Genomic DNA, 17,660 nt, shown 5'->3' with positions numbered 1-17,660 from the left:
CTTGTAATGTAACGACAGCTTAGTAAACCCATACCTCGACACGACGATTTTTGATCCTGCCTTCCTCGTCATTGGCGGCGACTGGAAGCACGTCACCTAGCCCGATGATGTCTTTAAATGCCACACCTTGCTTAGACAGTTCACGGCGCACAGCCATGGCCCGCAACTTGGATAGCAATTCAGCGCGCGCTGGATCAGATTTAGGGTCGCCGAAACCAACCAAGACAACATTCTGATGCAGTTTGTTTTGGGCCTCTAAGTAGTCGAATACCCGGCTAAGGTCGCGCAAAGCCTTGTTATCAAGGTTGGCACTGCCTTCTGCGAAACGAAAATTCACTGACAGCCGCTGCGCGTTGTTGCTCAACTGTTGGTAAGCCTTTGGCATCTCTGGTGTTGCCGCTACCTTGACTGCGCTGACAGTCTGCGAAATAAAGCCGTTTTGCGCAACGATTGCCTGGCCGCGAGGGCTGTGAGCGAAGTCGACCAGTGCTTTTACCCAAGGGTTGGCCTGTGCTGGCGGGTTGTAGAGAAACAAGCGCCGTGACAGTGGGTAATCTTCTGTGGCAATAGCTGTACGCGTCGGCAGCATGGGTTGGGAATCACCGCTGGCAATGGCCAGTGCCTTGGCTTGGCGAATCGAAGGCAGGCCTGTGAAGCCAATGCCTTGCGGGTCGCTGCTGACCGTATCCGAGAGTTTATCGTTTGACTCGAAGCGTTGAGCGGTCGCCGCCAGCGACTTGCCGTTGGCACTGAGCACCAGTTCTTTAAAGGTGTCGTAAGTGCCTGAGTTGTCATCGCGCGCATACAAATGGATCTCACCGGACTGACCGCCCAGTTGCGACCAGTTGCTGATTTCCCCGGAAAATACCTGCGCCAGTTGGTCAGTGCTCAATGAGGTGATTGGATTGCTCGGATGCAGAATGATAGCTAAACCATCAATTGCTATAACCTGTTCTGCGTCGCGACTTTTCATATCGCCAATACGGGCGAGGCTTGTAACTTCTGCATCTTTGATCGGTCTTGACGCGGCAGCAATATCTGCGCTGCCATCTTGCAAGCCAACAAAGCCGGTACTTGAGCCATGGGCTGCGATATTAACCGTAACGTTCTGGCCTTTCGCCGAAGTAGCGGTAACCCGTTGCTCGTTTTCTACGGTGCCTGGCTGGATATCGATTGCACGATAGCCCTGCGCCTCAAGCATGCCCTTGACCAGTGCCGGACCCAGCGTGGCGCCAATGGTGTTTGAGCCTTGGATGCGCAACAGCTGAGCGCTCGGCTGCGTGTTGCTAGCTGCCGGTTGCTGCGCCGCAAATACTGACCAGGGCAGGGCGTAGCAAATAAAACCGAGAAGGATAAGAGTGGAGGCGCGGCTCCACGTTTCACGTTCATTATCGAGCAGGGCGCACGACATGCGGCAAACACCTTGTATGGGTGAGAAGTGCCGCGAAGATAAGACAATATTGTTACGGCAATGTGACGCCTCTAGCGTGCGTGGATGTATTTTTGGATGCTGATCAGCTAAAAGATCGGTGCGCGGCAGTCTTGCTTTGTGCTTGCCGCGCAACCTCAGCTTTTATTCGAGCTCTAGCCAGATAGGCGCATGATCCGAGGGTTTTTCCATGCCGCGCAGTGCGTAATCAATGCCAGTTGTCTTTATTCTGGCTTGCAGGGGCGCGCTGGCCAGAATCACATCAATGCGCAGGCCTCGCTTGGGGTCATCTTCAAAGCCACGACTGCGGTAGTCAAACCAACTGAATTGATCATTCACTTCTGGGTTTTGCAGACGGAAGCTGTCAACCAGTCCCCAGCTTTTCAGGGTGGCGAGCCATTCACGTTCTTCGGGCAGAAAGCTGCATTTGCCGGTTTTTAGCCAGCGCTTGCGGTTCACTTCACCGATGCCAATGTCGCAGTCTTCGGGCGAGATATTGATATCGCCCATCACCACAAGGGCTTGGCTTGGCTGGTATTGGGTGGTCAGCAGCTGTTGCAAGTCAGCATAGAAGCGTTGTTTTGCCGGGAACTTGATCGGATGGTCGCGGCTTTCGCCCTGAGGGAAGTAACCATTCATCACGGTCACCGGATTGCCGTTTTTATCGGCAAAGGTGCCGTATATGAAGCGTCGCTGGGCTTCTTCCTCATCGCCGGGAAAACCCTTGTGCAATTCCAGCGGCGCTTCACGGGAAAGCAGGGCAACGCCGTAGTGGCCTTTTTGCCCGTGGTAATGCACGTGGTAACCCAGCGCGCGAATGTCCGCTTCTGGAAATTGATCGTCGGATACTTTGGTCTCTTGCAGGCCGATAACGTCTGGCTGATGTTTTTCAATCAAGGCCGCCAATTGATGCGGACGGGCACGCAGGCCGTTGATGTTGAAGGAGACAATCTTCATGGCGGCAGATCCAATTCTTTGTAGATGAGACCACTGATGCTAGCCGATTGCGGTATGTGCCTGCCAGCCATCTAGCAGCCTTGGTTGAGCGGTGCTAGGGTGGAGGTAGGCCCTTTACCAATAAGACAAGAGGTCGTCACTGATGCCAAATAGCCCTGCTGAAGTCCGAATGCTCGACGCCGGTTACGCTCAAGAGGCGCGTTCGTTGCTCTATCACGCGTATCGGCTTGAGCCGACTTTTGCTTATTTGTTTGAGGCTGAGCGACCCGGCTTTGACCAGCGAGTGCGGGCCACCATTCGTGAGCTGGTGCAGCAACATTTCAGTGAGGACCAACCTGCAATCGGGCTATTGATTGAAGACCGCTTGATCGGTATCGCTCTGATTGCGCCACCACAGCGCCGGCTGGATCTTACTGAAAGCTGGTCGTGGCGGATGCGCATGCTGTTAACCACAGGTTTTCGCTGCACCAAGCGCTACCTTGAATACCATGCCGCCTTGATGTCCTGTTTGCCGGTTGGCGCTTATCACGTATTACCCTTGATCGGTATCCATCCGGAATACCAAGGCCAACACTTGGGTGAGCAACTGCTTGAGGCCTTGCACAATTGGTGTGCTGATGACCCTAATTCACAAGGTATTGTGGTGGATACCGGTAATCCGCATTATCTGAATTTCTACAAGCGCCAGGGCTACGAAGAGGTGGGTCAAATCGCGGTAGGGCCAGTTATTGAGCATGTCTTCTTGCACCCCAATCCCCAGCAGGTGACTAGGGCAAGCGCTTAAACACGCTGCTTGATCGGCAGTGCACAATTGCGGTTGAACGGCTTATAGGCTGGTACCGAAGTGCCAGATTTTGTGCGGGCTAACTGTATTAAGTGCTCTAGCTGATACTGCGCGCCGTGTTAGCATCGAATTCATGACAGTGGTGAAAAAGCTTTGCGCCGGAGTGGCGCTCATAGTGTTCTGCGCCAGTGTATTGGCGGAATCTCGTTTACGAGTTTCCGTTGATCCGGCGAATAAAGAACTCAAAGCCAACGTGGAAGGTTATATCGGTTCGCTCGGTGAGCGTGATGCCGATGCGTTGCAACGTTTTAGCTTGGTCGCCAAAGAACAGGCCGTCAAAGCCGCTCAGGCTCTTGGCTATTATCAAGCGCAGATCAACATTGAAGTCGTTGACGCAACCCCGCCGCAACTCAAGGTCACTATCAACCCCGGCGAACCTGTGCACCTGCGCAATGTCGTGGTGCGAGTAGATGGACCTGCTGCACAACTCAGCCAGTTTGAATTACCCAAGGGCTCGCGCCTGAAGTCAGATGATGTGCTCAATCATGGCCGGTACGAAGCGGCTAAGAGGCACATTCTTAACCAAGCTTCTCGCTACGGTTTTTTCGCTGGCAAGTTCACCAGCCAACAGCTTGATATTGACCCGCGAGCCGGTATTGCCGATGTGTCACTGATTTATGACAGTGGCCCGCGTTATAGCTTTGGCGAGGTTGGATTCTCTGGCGACTATGACCTCGACAATAGTCTGCTGCAGCGCATGGTGCCGTTCGAACCGAACACCCCGTACAACGCCGATAAGATAGACGAACTTTATCAAGCGCTGCGCTCAAGTGATTACTTTGCCAATGTTCAGGTTGATGCCAATCCCGCGCAGGCCGTTGGCCAGACTATTCCTGTGGTTGTTCAGCTTTCAGCGCGCAAACCGCGCAGCATGGGCCTTGGTCTGGGCTTCTCGACCGACGTGGGCCCCCGAGGGAGGGCTAACTGGACGCGTCACTATGCCAACCCGCAGGGCCACAGTTATGGCGCAGAAATGGAGCTTTCGGCACCACGGCAAAACGTCAGTCTGTTTTATGACGTGCCGCTGGACCCACCCTTGACTGACAAATTCAGGTTCGCCGGCGGTTATCAGTACGAAGACCTGCCGGACACCGACACCCTGAGTAACCTGATTACTGTTGGGCCCGAGTGGCATAGCAAGCTCGATAGTGGCTGGCAGCGGGTTATTTCGCTGAAGTGGCAACGCGAAGAATACGAGTTGGGCGACGACTCTGGCTTGAGTACTTTGCTGTTGCCGGGTATCAGCTATGCCTATTTGCAGAGCGACAGTCAGATCGATCCGAGCCAGGGCTACCGCTTGCAGTTCGATCTTTCGGCGGGCAAGGAGGGCTTGGGCTCTGACTCCGATGTGGTGCATTCCAATGCATCGGTTAAAGGCCTTTACACCCTGGCCAAGAGGCACCGATTCCTGGGGCGGGCGCAGGTCGGCGGAACCGAGTCCAATGGTTTCAGCAATGTGCCGCCCTCGCTACGCTTTTTCGCCGGGGGTGACCAAAGTGTACGCGGTTACGATTACGACAGCCTTTCGCCTGAAAACTCAGATGGCGACAAGATTGGTGGTCGCTATCTGGTTGCCGGTTCGGTCGAGTACCAATACAGCGTCGCTGACAAATGGCGTGTCGCGACCTTCTTCGATCAAGGCAACTCGTTTAACGATCTAGAGTTTCCGTCGCTTAAAAAGTCCTTCGGTTTTGGCGTGCGCTGGATTTCGCCGCTTGGGCCACTGCGTCTGGATTTGGCCAAGCCGATCAATCCCTGGGATGACGATGACGACGGCATTCATATCCACTTCTCGATGGGGCCAGAGCTGTGAATCGTGTGTTGAAGCGCAGTCTCTGGGCTCTGCTGGCCTTGGTCCTGATAGTCATGGTCGCGTTTGCCAGCCTGTTTGCCACGCAAGCGGGCAGTCGTTGGTTGCTGGGCCAAGTGCCGGGGCTGACGCTTGAAAACTTCAGTGGTCGTCTGGCTGGGCACTGGCAGGCCGATGCACTGAACTGGCAACAAGACGCCACGATTGTCGAGGTCAAGCATCCCGAGTTTGAGTGGTCGCCGGGCTGCCTGATGCGCATGACCCTGTGTATCGACCAGCTCAAGGCACAGGCTATCACCCTGCAGTTGCCAGCCAGCACTGATGAAGCCAGTAGCGGGCCGATCACTCTGCCTGAGTTGAATCTGCCGGTTGCGGTAGAGCTGGGTGAGATTGAAGTAGGGCGCTTGCAGCTCAACGGTGTTGAACAACTTCAGGGCTTGCAGTTAGCGGCGCATTGGACGGCTGAAGGCCTGAAGATTGATAAGTTGGATTTGCAGCGTGAAGATTTAAGCGTTGCCTTGAGCGGATTACTGCAACCCAGAGGTAACTGGCCGCTTAAGGTTGCTGGCGATATAAATCTGCCGTCGCCCGATGCCGGGCCGTGGAAGCTGGTGGTGGACATCAGCGGCGATTTACAAAAGACCCTGAATATAGATGCACAAAGCAGCGGTTATCTGCCGGGGCATTTGACCGGTGAACTGCAAGCTCTGGCTGAAAATCTGCCGGCCAAATTGCAGCTCAATGCTCACGGGTTCAAAGGCAGCGCGGCGTTGCCCGATACACTGCGTTTGAACAAGGTCTTACTGACCGCTGCAGGTGACCTGAAGCAAGGTTATAAAATCGACGGTACAGCCCTGTTGCCGGGCGATGGCGGCGATATAAGCCTGCTGTTGCAAGGCCTGGTCACGGGCGAGGGCGCTGATGTCTCGCAGTTGCAACTCAGTGCAGATGACCAGCGCAAACTCGACCTCAATGCCAAGCTGAACTGGAGCGATGGCTTTAGCATCGACGCGAGCTTCGACTGGCAGGATTTTCCCTGGCTGATGCTTTATCCATTGGAAAGCCCACCGCCGGTAACGGTTAAAACCCTCAAGGGCGATATCAGCTTTGCTGATGGAAACTACTTGGGAAACATCGATGCCAATCTGCTTGGGCCAGCAGGGGCATTCCGTGTTAAAACCCCCGTTAGTGGCGACCTGACTCAAGTGCATCTGCCTGACTTACAGGTCGTAGCTGGACAGGGTAAGGCACAGGGCCGGGTTCAAGTCGGGTTTGCGGATGGAGTTAGCTGGGATACTCAACTGCAACTCACTGACCTCAACCCAGCGTATTGGCTGGCGGAGATGCCGGGCACCTTGGCTGGGCCGCTTTCGAGCAAAGGCCAGCTGAAAAATGAAACACTCAATCTAAGTGCCGCTTTAGACATTAACGGCAAGCTGCGTGGGCAAACCGCACAGCTTAAAGTCGATGCTACAGGCGTGGGGCAGTCGTGGAATCTAAGCGCCCTGAATATCAAACTGGGTGAAAACAGCATTAGCGGCAGTGGCGCTTTGGATAAAAAACTGAGCGGCCAGTTACGTTTGAATCTACCACGCCTCGGCCAGCTTTGGCCTGGGCTGCAAGGCAAGATCAATGGCCAGGTCGATGTGGCCGGCAGCCTCAAAGCGCCGCAGGGCAAACTAGCGCTGAAAGGCCAGCAAATTGCCTACACCGATCAGCGAATCCACAGCCTCGATCTTAATGCGACCTTGAACAGTGCACAGCAAGCTAACCTGCAACTGGTTGCCGACGGTATTGCCCTTGGCGAAACCTCGCTTGGGCGCTTGGATGCTAAGGCCCAAGGTAACCAACAACGTCAGCGTCTCACGCTGAACCTCAAAGGCCCAATGCTCGAAACATCCCTGGCCTTGCAAGGGGTGTTGAATGATAAAGGTGCTTGGCGCGGCACACTGGACAGCAGTCAGATCAAAAGTGGTGGTCAGGATTGGCGTTTGCAGCAAGCCGCCAAGTTGGAACGTCTGGCTAATGGTCAAATCACCTTGGGCAAGCATTGCTGGCGCTCAGGCAGTGCTTCGTTATGTGGTGAAGAGCAACGCTTGTTGCCGGACCCGCGAATCCGTTATCAGCTCAAAGGTTTCCCGTTGGATAGCCTGACTCAGTGGTTCCCGGATGATTTCGCCTGGAAAGGGCAGTTAGATGCGGCGATCAAGCTGGATGTCCCGAGCGCAGGGCCTGGCGGGCAAATTACGCTAGATGCCGGGCGCGGCTCATGGCGCGTGCGTAACGCGGGCGAGTGGAATGATTTCAATTATGACAATCTGCGACTGGTCAGTGATTTGAAACCGGCACAGATTGTCAGCACTTTGCAGCTTAGTGGGCCGAAGATCGGCCAACTCAATGTTCAGGCCAAGCTCGACCCGAGGCCAGGTCCGCGACCGATATCGGGCACTTTTAATTTACAGGGCGTCGACATTTCGCTAGCCAGACCTTTTGTTCCGATGGTCGATACCTTGACCGGTCGCCTCAGTGGTAACGGCACGTTGTCGGGCACACTACTAGCGCCGCTGGTTAATGGTCGGGTGCAATTGAGTGAAGCCGAGATTTCCGGCGGCCAGTTACCGACCGACTTTAAAGACTTGCAACTACTTGCCCTGATCAATGGGCAGAACCTGCAGCTGACTGGCGGCTGGCGCAGTGGGGAGAAGGGCGCTGGTAAGTTAAAAGGTAATCTGGCGTGGGGAGACGGGCTTGCCGGTGAGTTGAACATCAGCGCCAAACAGTTGCCGGTCAATGTTGAGCCTTACGCTGCGCTAGAGGTAGAGCCGGATATCACTGTCGTCGTGGCCAACGAGCAAATGTCGGTACGTGGCAAGGTGTTGGTGCCGCGCGGCAGCATTGAGGTGCGCGAGCTGCCGCCTTCCACGGTACAGGTATCGAGCGATGCGCGGATCGTTGGCAGCCAAGCGGTGGACGACAAACCCGTGGCCATTGCAATGGATGTCGATGTAATCGTCGGGGAGGATGTGCTCAAGTTCAGTGGCTTCGGGCTCAAGGCTGAAATCGCCGGCAATGTGCACATTGGCAATGACCTTGATACCCGCGGCGTGCTGAACCTGAACAACGGCAAGTTCAACGCTTATGGCCAGAAATTGACAATCCGCCGCGCTCGCCTGCTGTTTGCCGGGCCGATAGACCAGCCGTATCTGGATGTTGAAGCGATCCGCACTGTCGATGATGTGGTGGCCGGGTTACGTTTGACGGGTAATGCTGCTGAGCCGAAAAGCGAAGTGTTCTCAGAGCCGGCAATGAGTCAGAACCAGGCCTTGAGCTATTTGATCCTGGGCCGGCCAATCGGGCAGGACAGTGGCGACAGCAACCTGATCGGTCAGGCGGTAGTGGCGCTGGGCCTTAAGGGCTCGTCACCCTTCGCCGGAAATATTGCACAAACCATGGGCATCGAGGATTTCCAGCTTGATAGTGAAGGCAGTGGCGATAGCACCAGCGTGGTCGCCAGTGGCAGGCTTTCTGAACGGCTTAGTCTGCGTTACGGTGTCGGGGTGTTTGAGCCGGTAAATACCGTGGCCTTGCGCTATGAATTGACCAAGCGCCTGTACCTTGAGGCCGCCAGCGGTTTGGCCAGTTCGCTGGATATTTTCTTCAAGCGTGATTTCTGATCAGTTGTATTGTGAAAAAACTCTTCAAAATCAACGCTCCATTCTTAAAAAGGCGTGGTAGCATCCCAGTCCATCAATGTGCTGTAGCACTTTGACACAACTAGGTTGCTGCAACGCTTGTCGGCTTTACGTGACCCGTGACATCGACCTGTTGTCAGCATAGACAGTGGCGCTTATCGGCGGCATGTCCTGACTATCAGCCCGGTAACAGCTGGCGCTGAACAACAACAAAAAGGAGCTAGTGATGGAGTTCATCAACAATCTGGTCAACCAGGTTAACGGCCTCGTCTGGGGGCCGCCAATGTTGGTGTTGATCCTCGGCACAGGTCTTTTCCTGATGCTGCGTTTAAAGTTTATGCCGCTGACCCATATTGCCACGGGCTTCCGCCTGATGTGGCGCGGCCGCACCAAAGGTGAGGGCGAAGTCGGCGAAATCACCCCATTCCAAGCATTAATGACCACCCTTGCAGCCACCGTCGGTACCGGTAATATCGCCGGTGTAGCAACGGCGATCTTCCTCGGTGGCCCGGGTGCGCTGTTCTGGATGTGGTGTACCGCTCTGGTGGGCATGGCGACCAAATACTGCGAAGTGGTGTTGGCTGTTCACTACCGTGAGAAAGATTCACGCGGTGCGTTCGTCGGCGGGCCGATGTATGCCATCAAAAACGGTCTGGGCAAGAAGTGGGCATGGATGGGTGCAGCCTTTGCCATCTTTGGTGGCTTTGCCGGTTTTGGTATCGGCAACATGGTTCAGGTCAACAGTATGGCCAGCGCCATGCAAGAGACGTTCAACGTGCCGCCGCTGGTTACCGGTGTTGTCAGCATGGTGCTGGTGGGCTTGGTAATTCTGGGTGGTATCCGCCGTATCGGTAAGGTTGCTGCTTCACTTGTTCCATTCATGTGTGTGGCCTACATCATCGCTGCAATCGTGGTATTGGTGGTTAACGCTGCGGCGATTCCGACTGCATTCGACCTGATCATCACTCACGCCTTTACCCCAATCGCTGCGACTGGCGGCTTTGCGGGTGCTGCGGTGATGGCGGCGATCCGCTTTGGTGTGGCGCGTGGTATTTTCTCCAACGAAGCAGGTCTTGGTACTGCAGGTATTGCGCAGGCAGCGGGCACCACTGACAGCCCGATTCGCTCTGGCATGATCGGTATGCTCGGGACCTTTATCGATACTCTGGTTATCTGCACCATGACCGGCCTGGCAATCATCTGTTCGGGCGTATGGAGTAGCGGTGCCAGTGGTGCGGCATTGTCTGCGGCAGCATTTGACTCGGCCATGCCGGGCATTGGCGGGCCAATCCTGACTATTGCCTTGGTGGTCTTTGCCTTCACCACCATTCTGGGCTGGAGCTACTACGGTGAGCGCTGCTGGGAATACCTGATGGGGACCAAAACTATCCTGCCATTCCGCCTGATCTGGGTGCTGGCTGTGCCTTTCGGTGCAATCGCCCAACTGGATTTCGCCTGGCTGGTAGCAGACACCCTCAACGGCTTGATGGCACTGCCTAACTTGTTGGCACTGTTGCTGCTGAGCCCGGTAGTGGTGAAGCTGACCAAAGAGCATTTCAGCAAGTAGATGGCGGTTAAATTCCACGCGGTTTGTGGGGTTTAAGCCTGATAAAAAAGCCTCGCAATCGCGAGGCTTTTTTATGTGCGGCATGTTTTACTGATGCTTTGACAACCAAGAGGATCATTGTAATGACTCAAGTAACCTTGCGTGGCAATCCTGTAGATGTAGCAGGCAACTTGCCTGAGGTTGGCCAACAGGCTCCGGCTTTTACTTTGGTGGGTGCAGGTCTGGCTGACGTAAGCCTGAGCAGCCTGGCGGGTAAGCGTAAAGTGCTAAACATTTTCCCAAGCGTCGACACGCCAACCTGCGCCATGTCCGTACGTAAATTCAATACAGAAGCCAGCGCGCTGGAAAACACTGTCGTTGCTTGCATCTCGGCGGATCTGCCATTTGCTCAGGCTCGCTTCTGCGGTGCAGAAGGTTTGGACAACGTAGTGAACCTGTCGACTATGCGCGGTGCTGAGTTTCTTAAAGATTATGGCGTCGCTTTGACTTCTGGCCCATTGGCCGGTGTTGCGGCACGTGCAGTTGTGGTCCTCGATGAGAACGACAAAGTTCTGCACAGTGAGCTGGTAGCAGAAATCGGTAGCGAGCCGAACTATGACGCCGCAATTGCTGTGCTCAAGTAAGACTGCGCTTATGCGCTGAGAAACCGCTGCGCTAGTTTTTTCAGAGCCTTGCTAGCGGCGCATAAATAAAAACCGCAATCAACTCGATTGCGGTTTTTTGTGAGCGGCTTAAATGGCTAGATCACAGGGTCAGCATAGCCATCGACTCGGCGCCATAACGCTCACCGGCCGCAGCTTGCGCCGGGAAGATAGCGTTCAATACAGCAAGCTCCGTAGCACTTAGACTGATTTCCAGTGCCGCAATGTTTTCTTCCAGGTAACGGCGACGTTTGGTTCCAGGAATCGGCACAATGTCGCTGCCCTGCGCCAGCACCCATGCCAAAGCCAGTTGCGAGGCTTTAACGCCTTTGTCTTGTGCCAGCTGTTCAACCTGGGCAACCAGCTGTAGGTTCTTGGCAAAGTTCTCACCTTGAAAGCGCGGGCTGAAACGCCGGTAATCGTCTTCGGCGAAATCATCAGGGCTTTTCAGTGCGCCAGTTAGAAAGCCGCGCCCCAGTGGGCTGTACGGCACAAAGGCGATGCCCAGTTTGCGGCAGGTCGCCAGTACCTGATTTTCCTCAGGATCACGTGTCCACAATGAGTATTCGCTTTGCACGGCGCTTATCGGGTGAACCTGATTGGCACGCTGCAGGGTTTGTGGCGCGACTTCACTGAGCCCGATATAGCGAACCTTGCCTTGTTGGACCAAATCCGCCATTGCGCCGACGGTATCCTCAATCGGCACGTTAGGGTCGATACGGTGTTGGTAATACAGGTCGATATAGTCGGTCTGTAAACGCTTAAGGCTGCCTTCAACGGATGCGCGAACGTAGTCTGGATGACCACTCACACCGCGTACATGCGGGTTGTTTGGGTCACGTAGCAGGCCGAACTTGGTAGCGATAAAAGCCTGCTGGCGTTTGCCTGCCAAAGCCTGGCCGAGCAGTTCTTCATTGCTGTGTGGGCCGTAGGCATCTGCTGTGTCGAATAGATTTAAACCCAATTCAAGGGCGCGGTGCAGGGTGGCGATTGATTCGCTTTGGTTCTGGTTGGTCACGTAGAAATCGCTCATGCCCATGCAACCCAAGCCAATTGCAGATACCTGCGGACCGTTGTGACCGAGTTGGCGAGTTTTCATTGGTTAAACCCCTTGCGAGTGAATGTACGATCAGTTTGGCTGTTATCTATTGCTAGATAAACCGGCTAAAATTGCATGCACTATTTTTAAAAACAAAATAATAAAGGCGGATGAAACGACGATGGATCGGGTCTTGGCAATGCAGGTATTTAGCCGGATTGTGGAGCTGGGCGCTTTTGGCAAAGCAGCCGATAGCCTTGGTATGTCGCGCGCATCAGTGACCCAGCTGATCAAACAGCTTGAGAGTCATTTGGGTGTGCAATTGCTGCAGCGTACCACCCGTCAAGTACGCGCTACCTTGGATGGACAGGCCTATTATCAACGTTGTCTGCTGCTGTTGGCTGATATTGAAGAGGCTGAGTCGTTTTTCTCGCAAACCCGAGATAACCCGCAGGGGTTGTTGCGCATTGATCTACCTGCATCGCTGGGACACCGAGTAATCATTCCGGCACTCGCCGATTTTTGTGCGCGCTACAGCAAGATAGAACTGATTGTTGGCTCATCCGATCGTCCGGTTGAGCTGGTGCGTGAAGGTGTCGATTGTGTCGTCAGGGCAGGGGATATCCACGATCTAAGCCTAGTCGCCAGACCGCTTGGACAACTGCCGCAGATTACCTGTGCAAGCGAGGCCTACCTCAATAAGTTCGGTACCCCGCAGAGTCTTGATGAATTGTCTGCTCACCGGGCCGTCAATTTTGCTTCAGCGCTTAATGGCCGTGTTTTTCCCCTCGAATTCAGCGTGAACGGCAAGCTAGTCACATTTGTGCAGCCGGGCTCTATCACGGTGACTAATGCCGAAGGTTATGTAGCCGCTTGTGAAGCGGGGTTGGGCATCATTCAAGCGCCGTATTATCACCTGCGTGAACAAATCGAGGCAGGCACCTTGCGCGAGATACTTGCCCAGCACCGACCGCCTGCAATGCCACTGACCGCGCTGTATCCGCCGCAGCGACAACTTTCCCGGCGGGTGCGGGTATTTGTTGATTGGCTGGTTGAGCTGTTTTCGGCGGAGCAATGGAGTGAAGGGGCTGATAAGTAGCTCAGGTGCTTGTAGTGCGCTGCACGGCTTAGCTCGCGCCTTGTGCTGATGTTCAAACGGTCAATAATCTGGCAATATTGCAACTGGTTATTATTTGCGTTTGATTGTTATGGCTGGCGGCACAATGACTTCTCACATTTTAGCGATCGAAGATGATCCGGTGCTTTCTGTGCATTTGCACGAGCATCTGTCCAGTCGCGGTTTTAAAGTGACTCTGCACGGTGATGGCAAAGCAGGGTTAGCCCAAGGTCTGAAACAAACCTTTGATTTGGTCTTGTTGGATATTCTCCTGCCGAGCCTAGATGGTCTCAAGGTTCTGGCGCAGTTGCGTCAAAACAGCAACGTGCCGGTGATCCTAATGTCGGCACTTGGTGCCGAACAGGATCGTATTGCCGGTTTTAGTCAGGGCGCTGATGACTACTTGCCAAAACCCTTCACCATGGCTGAGCTGGAAGTGCGTATCGCCGCAATTATGCGGCGAGTGGCCTATGAACGCGGTTATCGAAAAGTCACTAAGGCTGTGCCAACGCTTGAGCTTAACCAGCAACACAATGACGTTCGCCATAATGGCCAGTGGGCGCAATTGACCGTTACCGAGTTTCGCCTTCTGGAGTTGCTGATCGAAAATGCGGGCGAGGTGCTAAGCAAGGCATTTCTTTATCAGCAAGTGCTGCATCGGGCTTACTCCCAGCATGATCGCAGCCTCGATATGCACATAAGCCATGTGCGCCGTAAGCTTTCAGCCATCGGTTATCTGAGCGGTCGTTTGGATACAGCCTGGGGCAAAGGCTATGTATTTGAGCTTGATCAGAGCTGAACATGACCCGTCGCTATCCATTGTTTTGGCGCCTTGCAGTGCAACTGCTCGGTGTGTGCATTCTTATCGCCTGGGGCGCTTGGTATTGGAGCGGGATCATTGAGCAGCGCAGCGCTTACCTGAGTCCTGCTGCGCAACAACGACTGCATTTATATGCCGATGAGGCGGAGCAGGCTTGGCTGCAAAGTGGTGCTGATGGCGTCGAGCGTTGGGTCGAGCAAATGGCCGTTAGTGAACCCGGGATATGGGTTGCTGTGATCGGCAGCAACTTGGAAAGCCTGGGGCGACAGCCATTCACCGCCGAAGAGTATTCCCACTTGCGCCGGTTACGCATTGTCGATGGCCCCATGAGCCAGCGCGTTCGTGGCTTGCCGTATCTCGGCATACCCTTTGTGCAGGCGCCAGATCAGGGGCAGGTGGTTATTCAGTTGCCACGACGTTTCGTCCCTGAAGGCTTTACCTGGTCTATGCAAGTGCTTCTACACGGTGTGGTGCCGGCGATTTTGGCATTGCTACTGTGCCTGTTGATTTATCGCCAGATCATCGCGCCGCTGGGTTATTTACTCGATCAGGTCAATGCACTTGGCGGTGACAACCTGGCGGCGCGCGTATCACCCAAGCTAAGTCGGCGCCAGGATGAGTTGGGCAGGCTTGGCCGAGCGTTTGATCACATGGCTGAGCGACTGGACAAAACTGTATCGCGACAACGGCAATTGCTGCGCGATGTATCCCATGAGTTACGTACACCGCTTTCGCGCTTACGGGTGGCGGGCGAGTGCGCAACTGATGTGTCAGAGCTGCGTTTGCGCTTGGAGCGTGAAGTCGAGTCGATGCAGGTTCTGGTCGACGGCACGCTCGAGCTGGTCTGGATGGACACCGAGCGGCCGCAGCTAGATTTGCAAAGCATTGATGTGGCGGCGTTATGGGGCGTGCTCTGTGAAGATGCTTGTTTCGAAAGCGGTTGGGACGCCAACAGGTTGCGTTGCCAGTTGCCCGAGAACTGCCAAGTGCGCGGCCACCTGAACAGCTTTGCGCAGGCTTTGGAAAACATTCTGCGTAATGCCATTCGCTACTCACCGGCGCAAGGGTGCGTGTATTTACGTGGTCAACGCGATGAAGACAGCTGGCTGCTGCATATCGAAGATGAGGGCGGCGGTGTCGCTGACGCTGAGCTGGAAACAATCTTTCAGCCCTTCACCCGTTTGAGCGCTGCGCGGCCGGGTGGTGAAGGTTTTGGACTGGGCTTGGCTATCGCCAGAAGTGCCGTGCGTCTGCAAGGCGGCGAGCTGTGGGCCGACAATGGCGACACGGGGCTTCGGCTTTGGTTGCGTTTACAAAGTGTATAGTTTGTAAATGATCTTTATTCTCTAACGAGAATCAATATCATCTCCGCCATCTAGCGCAGAGGTGAGCTTGTTACCAGCTCATTTCTTGCACGCAATTGGCAGACATGGAGAGATGTTGATGCAGTACCGCCCAAGACTTAATCATCTGACATTGGCTTTTTTGGCCATGAGTGGTTCGCAGGTTGGATTTGCCGCTGACTCAGCAAAAAATGCAGATGGCACTGTGCAGTTGCAGGACGCTTATGTACTGGGGACTGCCGAGGAAGAGCTGAAACAGGCGCCGGGTGTTTCGATCATCACTGCTGAAGACATCAAGAAACGTCCGCCGGTCAATGATCTCTCCGATATCATCCGCAAAATGCCCGGGGTTAACCTAACCGGCAACAGTGCGACTGGTCAGTACGGCAACAATCGCCAGATCGACATTCGTGGCATGGGCCCGGAAAACACCCTGATTCTGATTGACGGCAAACCTGTCAGCTCGCGTAACTCTGTGCGCATGGGCCGCAGTGGCGAGCGTAATACCCGTGGCGACAGTAACTGGGTGCCTGCAGCGGCAGTTGAGCGCATTGAAGTACTGCGCGGGCCTGCTGCTGCGCGTTATGGTTCTGGCGCGGCGGGTGGTGTGGTCAACATTATTACCAAAGCCCCAACCCATGAGCACAGCGGCCAGATAACGGCTTACACCAACCTGCCTGAAAACGATGCTGAAGGCGTGACCAAGCGCATTAACTTCAATATGGCTGGGCCAATTGTCGAGGCGTTGTCGTACCGCTTATACGGTAACTTCAACAAGACGGATGCCGATGACCTGTCGCTCAATGAAGAGTTCGCCACAAGTCCAACCGCAACCCCACCAGCCGGGCGCGAAGGTGTGCGCAATAAGGATGTGAGTGGGCTTCTGCGTTGGGATCTGGACCCGCAACAGGTGCTCGAGTTTGAAGGTGGCTATAGCCGTCAGGGCAATATTTTTGCGGGTGACCGAGCTGTTAGCACCAATGGCACCGAGCTGATCAGTCAGCTCGCCGGTGATGGTAAAGAAACCAACGTGATGTATCGCCAGTCTGCATCGGTCACCCATCGTGGCGACTGGGATTTCGGCACATCGCAGGTTGTTGCTTCTTACGAGAACACCCGTAATCATCGCCTTAATGAGGGCTTGGCCGGTGGTCCAGAAGGCAGTATTACCACCGCTGACGACTGGTCGACTTCCGAGCTGAAAGCGTACCGCTTGGCAGGTGAAGTAAACATGCCGCTGCAAATCGGTCGTCCGCAGGTGCTGACGCTTGGGACCGAGCTTACCCGCGATGAGTTGGACGATCCGTATTCAATGACGCAGAGCACCGGTAATGGCGGTGCTGTGCCGGGTGCTGACACGGGCGTTCGTTCAGGTAAGGCAGATGCCGACAATTACGCAGTATTTGCCGAAGACAATATCGAGTTGAGTGACCGCTGGATTCTGACTCCGGGCTTGCGTTTCGACCATCACAGCCAGTTCGGAGGTAACTGGAGCCCGAGCCTCAACACCACCTACAAAATCACCGATGCAATCTCGTTGAAAGGGGGTGTTGCCAAGGCATTCAAGGCACCGAATCTGTATCAGTCCAATACTAATTACCTGTACTACACCCGTGGCAACGGCTGTCCGGTTGACGCCCCGAGCCTGGGTGCTGGTTGCTACATACAGGGCAATGATGATCTTGATGCGGAAACCAGCATCAACAAAGAGATTGGCATTGTCTATGACCAAGCGGGCTGGAACGCTGGGATTACCTATTTCCACAACGACTATAAAGACAAGATCACCGCAGGTCTTGATCAAGTGGCTCAAACCACCAGCAATGGTCGGGTTTTCCAATGGGAAAATGCCCCGAAAGCCGTGGTTGCAGGTTGGGAAGGCAGTTTGAATATCCCGCTGCTGGGTAATGAAGGCGAAATCCTCAGCTGGAATAACAACTTCACCTACATGATTGAAAACACCAACAAATCGACCAACGAGCCATTGTCGATCATCCCGGAATACACAATCAACTCGATGCTTGATTGGGCGGTTACTGACAGTCTCGACCTGTCATTCAATATGAGCCATTACGGCAAGCAGGAACCACGCAACCTGACCTCACGTGGCGGGCCCGCAACTGGCGATGAGCTAAGAACTCGCGGCAGCTACAGCGTATTCGGCTTAACCGGAAATTATGAATTGGATGACACCTGGAGTTTCTCGACCGGGATAAACAACCTGTTCGACAAGGAACTCAAGCGCGAAGCCAACTCCGGCGGCGAAGGTGCCAACACCTACAACGAGCCGGGTCGCTCTTACTTCGCCTCGGTGACTGCGAACTTCTAAATACTGTGCTCCTTTGGCCGCTCTAAGGCATCTCTGAAAAACTACTGCGCGTCGCTCGCTACCTTTTTCAGA

12 protein-coding genes are annotated in these 17,660 nt (G+C 54.6%); 9 read left to right on the top strand and 3 right to left on the bottom strand.

Annotation, left to right across the window (positions count from 1 at the left end; all coding sequences use genetic code 11):
• Positions 1-19: 19 nt before the first annotated feature.
• Together ACN0UH_RS14930 and xthA are read right to left on the bottom strand one after the other, a co-directional pair.
• Entirely contained in the window at positions 20-1,411 is a 1,392-nt protein-coding gene (locus tag ACN0UH_RS14930) for a substrate-binding domain-containing protein (RefSeq protein ID WP_417662799.1), read from the bottom strand.
• Positions 1,412-1,573: 162 nt separating this feature from the next.
• The gene (xthA, locus tag ACN0UH_RS14925; protein WP_417662798.1) at positions 1,574-2,386 is read right to left on the bottom strand and encodes an exodeoxyribonuclease III; all 813 of its coding nucleotides are present in this window, start codon (positions 2,384-2,386) and stop codon (positions 1,574-1,576) included.
• A gap of 142 nt (positions 2,387-2,528) precedes the next feature.
• On the opposite strand from xthA, the gene ACN0UH_RS14920 reads away from it, so the two are divergent.
• The 5 genes from ACN0UH_RS14920 (at position 2,529) to tpx (ending at position 10,922) form a co-directional block, all read left to right on the top strand.
• Positions 2,529-3,170, top strand: coding sequence for a GNAT family N-acetyltransferase (locus ACN0UH_RS14920; RefSeq protein ID WP_417662797.1), 642 nt, complete (start codon positions 2,529-2,531; stop codon positions 3,168-3,170).
• A gap of 133 nt (positions 3,171-3,303) precedes the next feature.
• A complete protein-coding gene (locus ACN0UH_RS14915; protein WP_417662796.1) occupies positions 3,304-5,043 on the top strand; it encodes an autotransporter assembly complex protein TamA in 1,740 nt (579 codons plus the stop codon).
• Positions 5,040-8,714, top strand: a complete 3,675-nt coding sequence (locus ACN0UH_RS14910) for a translocation/assembly module TamB domain-containing protein (RefSeq protein WP_417662795.1) — start codon at positions 5,040-5,042, stop codon at positions 8,712-8,714. Before ACN0UH_RS14915 ends, ACN0UH_RS14910 begins: the two co-directional genes overlap by 4 nt.
• Positions 8,715-8,958: 244 nt before the next feature.
• Positions 8,959-10,299, top strand: coding sequence for an alanine/glycine:cation symporter family protein (locus ACN0UH_RS14905; RefSeq protein WP_417662794.1), 1,341 nt, complete (start codon positions 8,959-8,961; stop codon positions 10,297-10,299).
• A gap of 122 nt (positions 10,300-10,421) precedes the next feature.
• Positions 10,422-10,922, top strand: a complete 501-nt coding sequence (gene tpx / locus ACN0UH_RS14900) for a thiol peroxidase (protein WP_417662793.1) — start codon at positions 10,422-10,424, stop codon at positions 10,920-10,922.
• 121 nt (positions 10,923-11,043) lie between these two features.
• Here tpx and ACN0UH_RS14895 read toward each other — a convergent pair whose 3' ends face one another.
• Complete coding sequence (locus ACN0UH_RS14895) at positions 11,044-12,039, bottom strand: aldo/keto reductase (RefSeq protein ID WP_417662792.1); 996 nt, start codon at positions 12,037-12,039, stop codon at positions 11,044-11,046.
• A 121-nt stretch (positions 12,040-12,160) separates the two neighbouring features.
• On the opposite strand from ACN0UH_RS14895, the gene ACN0UH_RS14890 reads away from it, so the two are divergent.
• The 4 genes from ACN0UH_RS14890 to ACN0UH_RS14875 all read left to right on the top strand — a co-directional run bounded on the left by ACN0UH_RS14890 (position 12,161) and on the right by ACN0UH_RS14875 (position 17,588).
• Positions 12,161-13,078: a LysR family transcriptional regulator gene (locus ACN0UH_RS14890; protein ID WP_417662791.1), complete on the top strand. Its 918-nt coding sequence runs from the start codon at positions 12,161-12,163 to the stop codon at positions 13,076-13,078.
• 124 nt (positions 13,079-13,202) lie between these two features.
• Positions 13,203-13,895, top strand: a complete 693-nt coding sequence (locus ACN0UH_RS14885; protein ID WP_417662790.1) for a response regulator transcription factor — start codon at positions 13,203-13,205, stop codon at positions 13,893-13,895.
• A gap of 2 nt (positions 13,896-13,897) precedes the next feature.
• A complete protein-coding gene (locus tag ACN0UH_RS14880) occupies positions 13,898-15,241 on the top strand; it encodes a histidine kinase sensor domain-containing protein (protein WP_417662789.1) in 1,344 nt (447 codons plus the stop codon).
• 118 nt (positions 15,242-15,359) lie between these two features.
• Positions 15,360-17,588, top strand: coding sequence for a TonB-dependent siderophore receptor (locus ACN0UH_RS14875; protein WP_417662788.1), 2,229 nt, complete (start codon positions 15,360-15,362; stop codon positions 17,586-17,588).
• Positions 17,589-17,660 lie beyond the last annotated feature (72 nt).

This window comes from Pseudomonas sp. (genome assembly GCF_048265905.1).
Classification (GTDB): domain Bacteria; phylum Pseudomonadota; class Gammaproteobacteria; order Pseudomonadales; family Pseudomonadaceae; genus Aquipseudomonas.
Note: the sequence above shows the minus strand (reverse complement) of the source record. Positions and strands in the feature narration are given on the sequence as shown.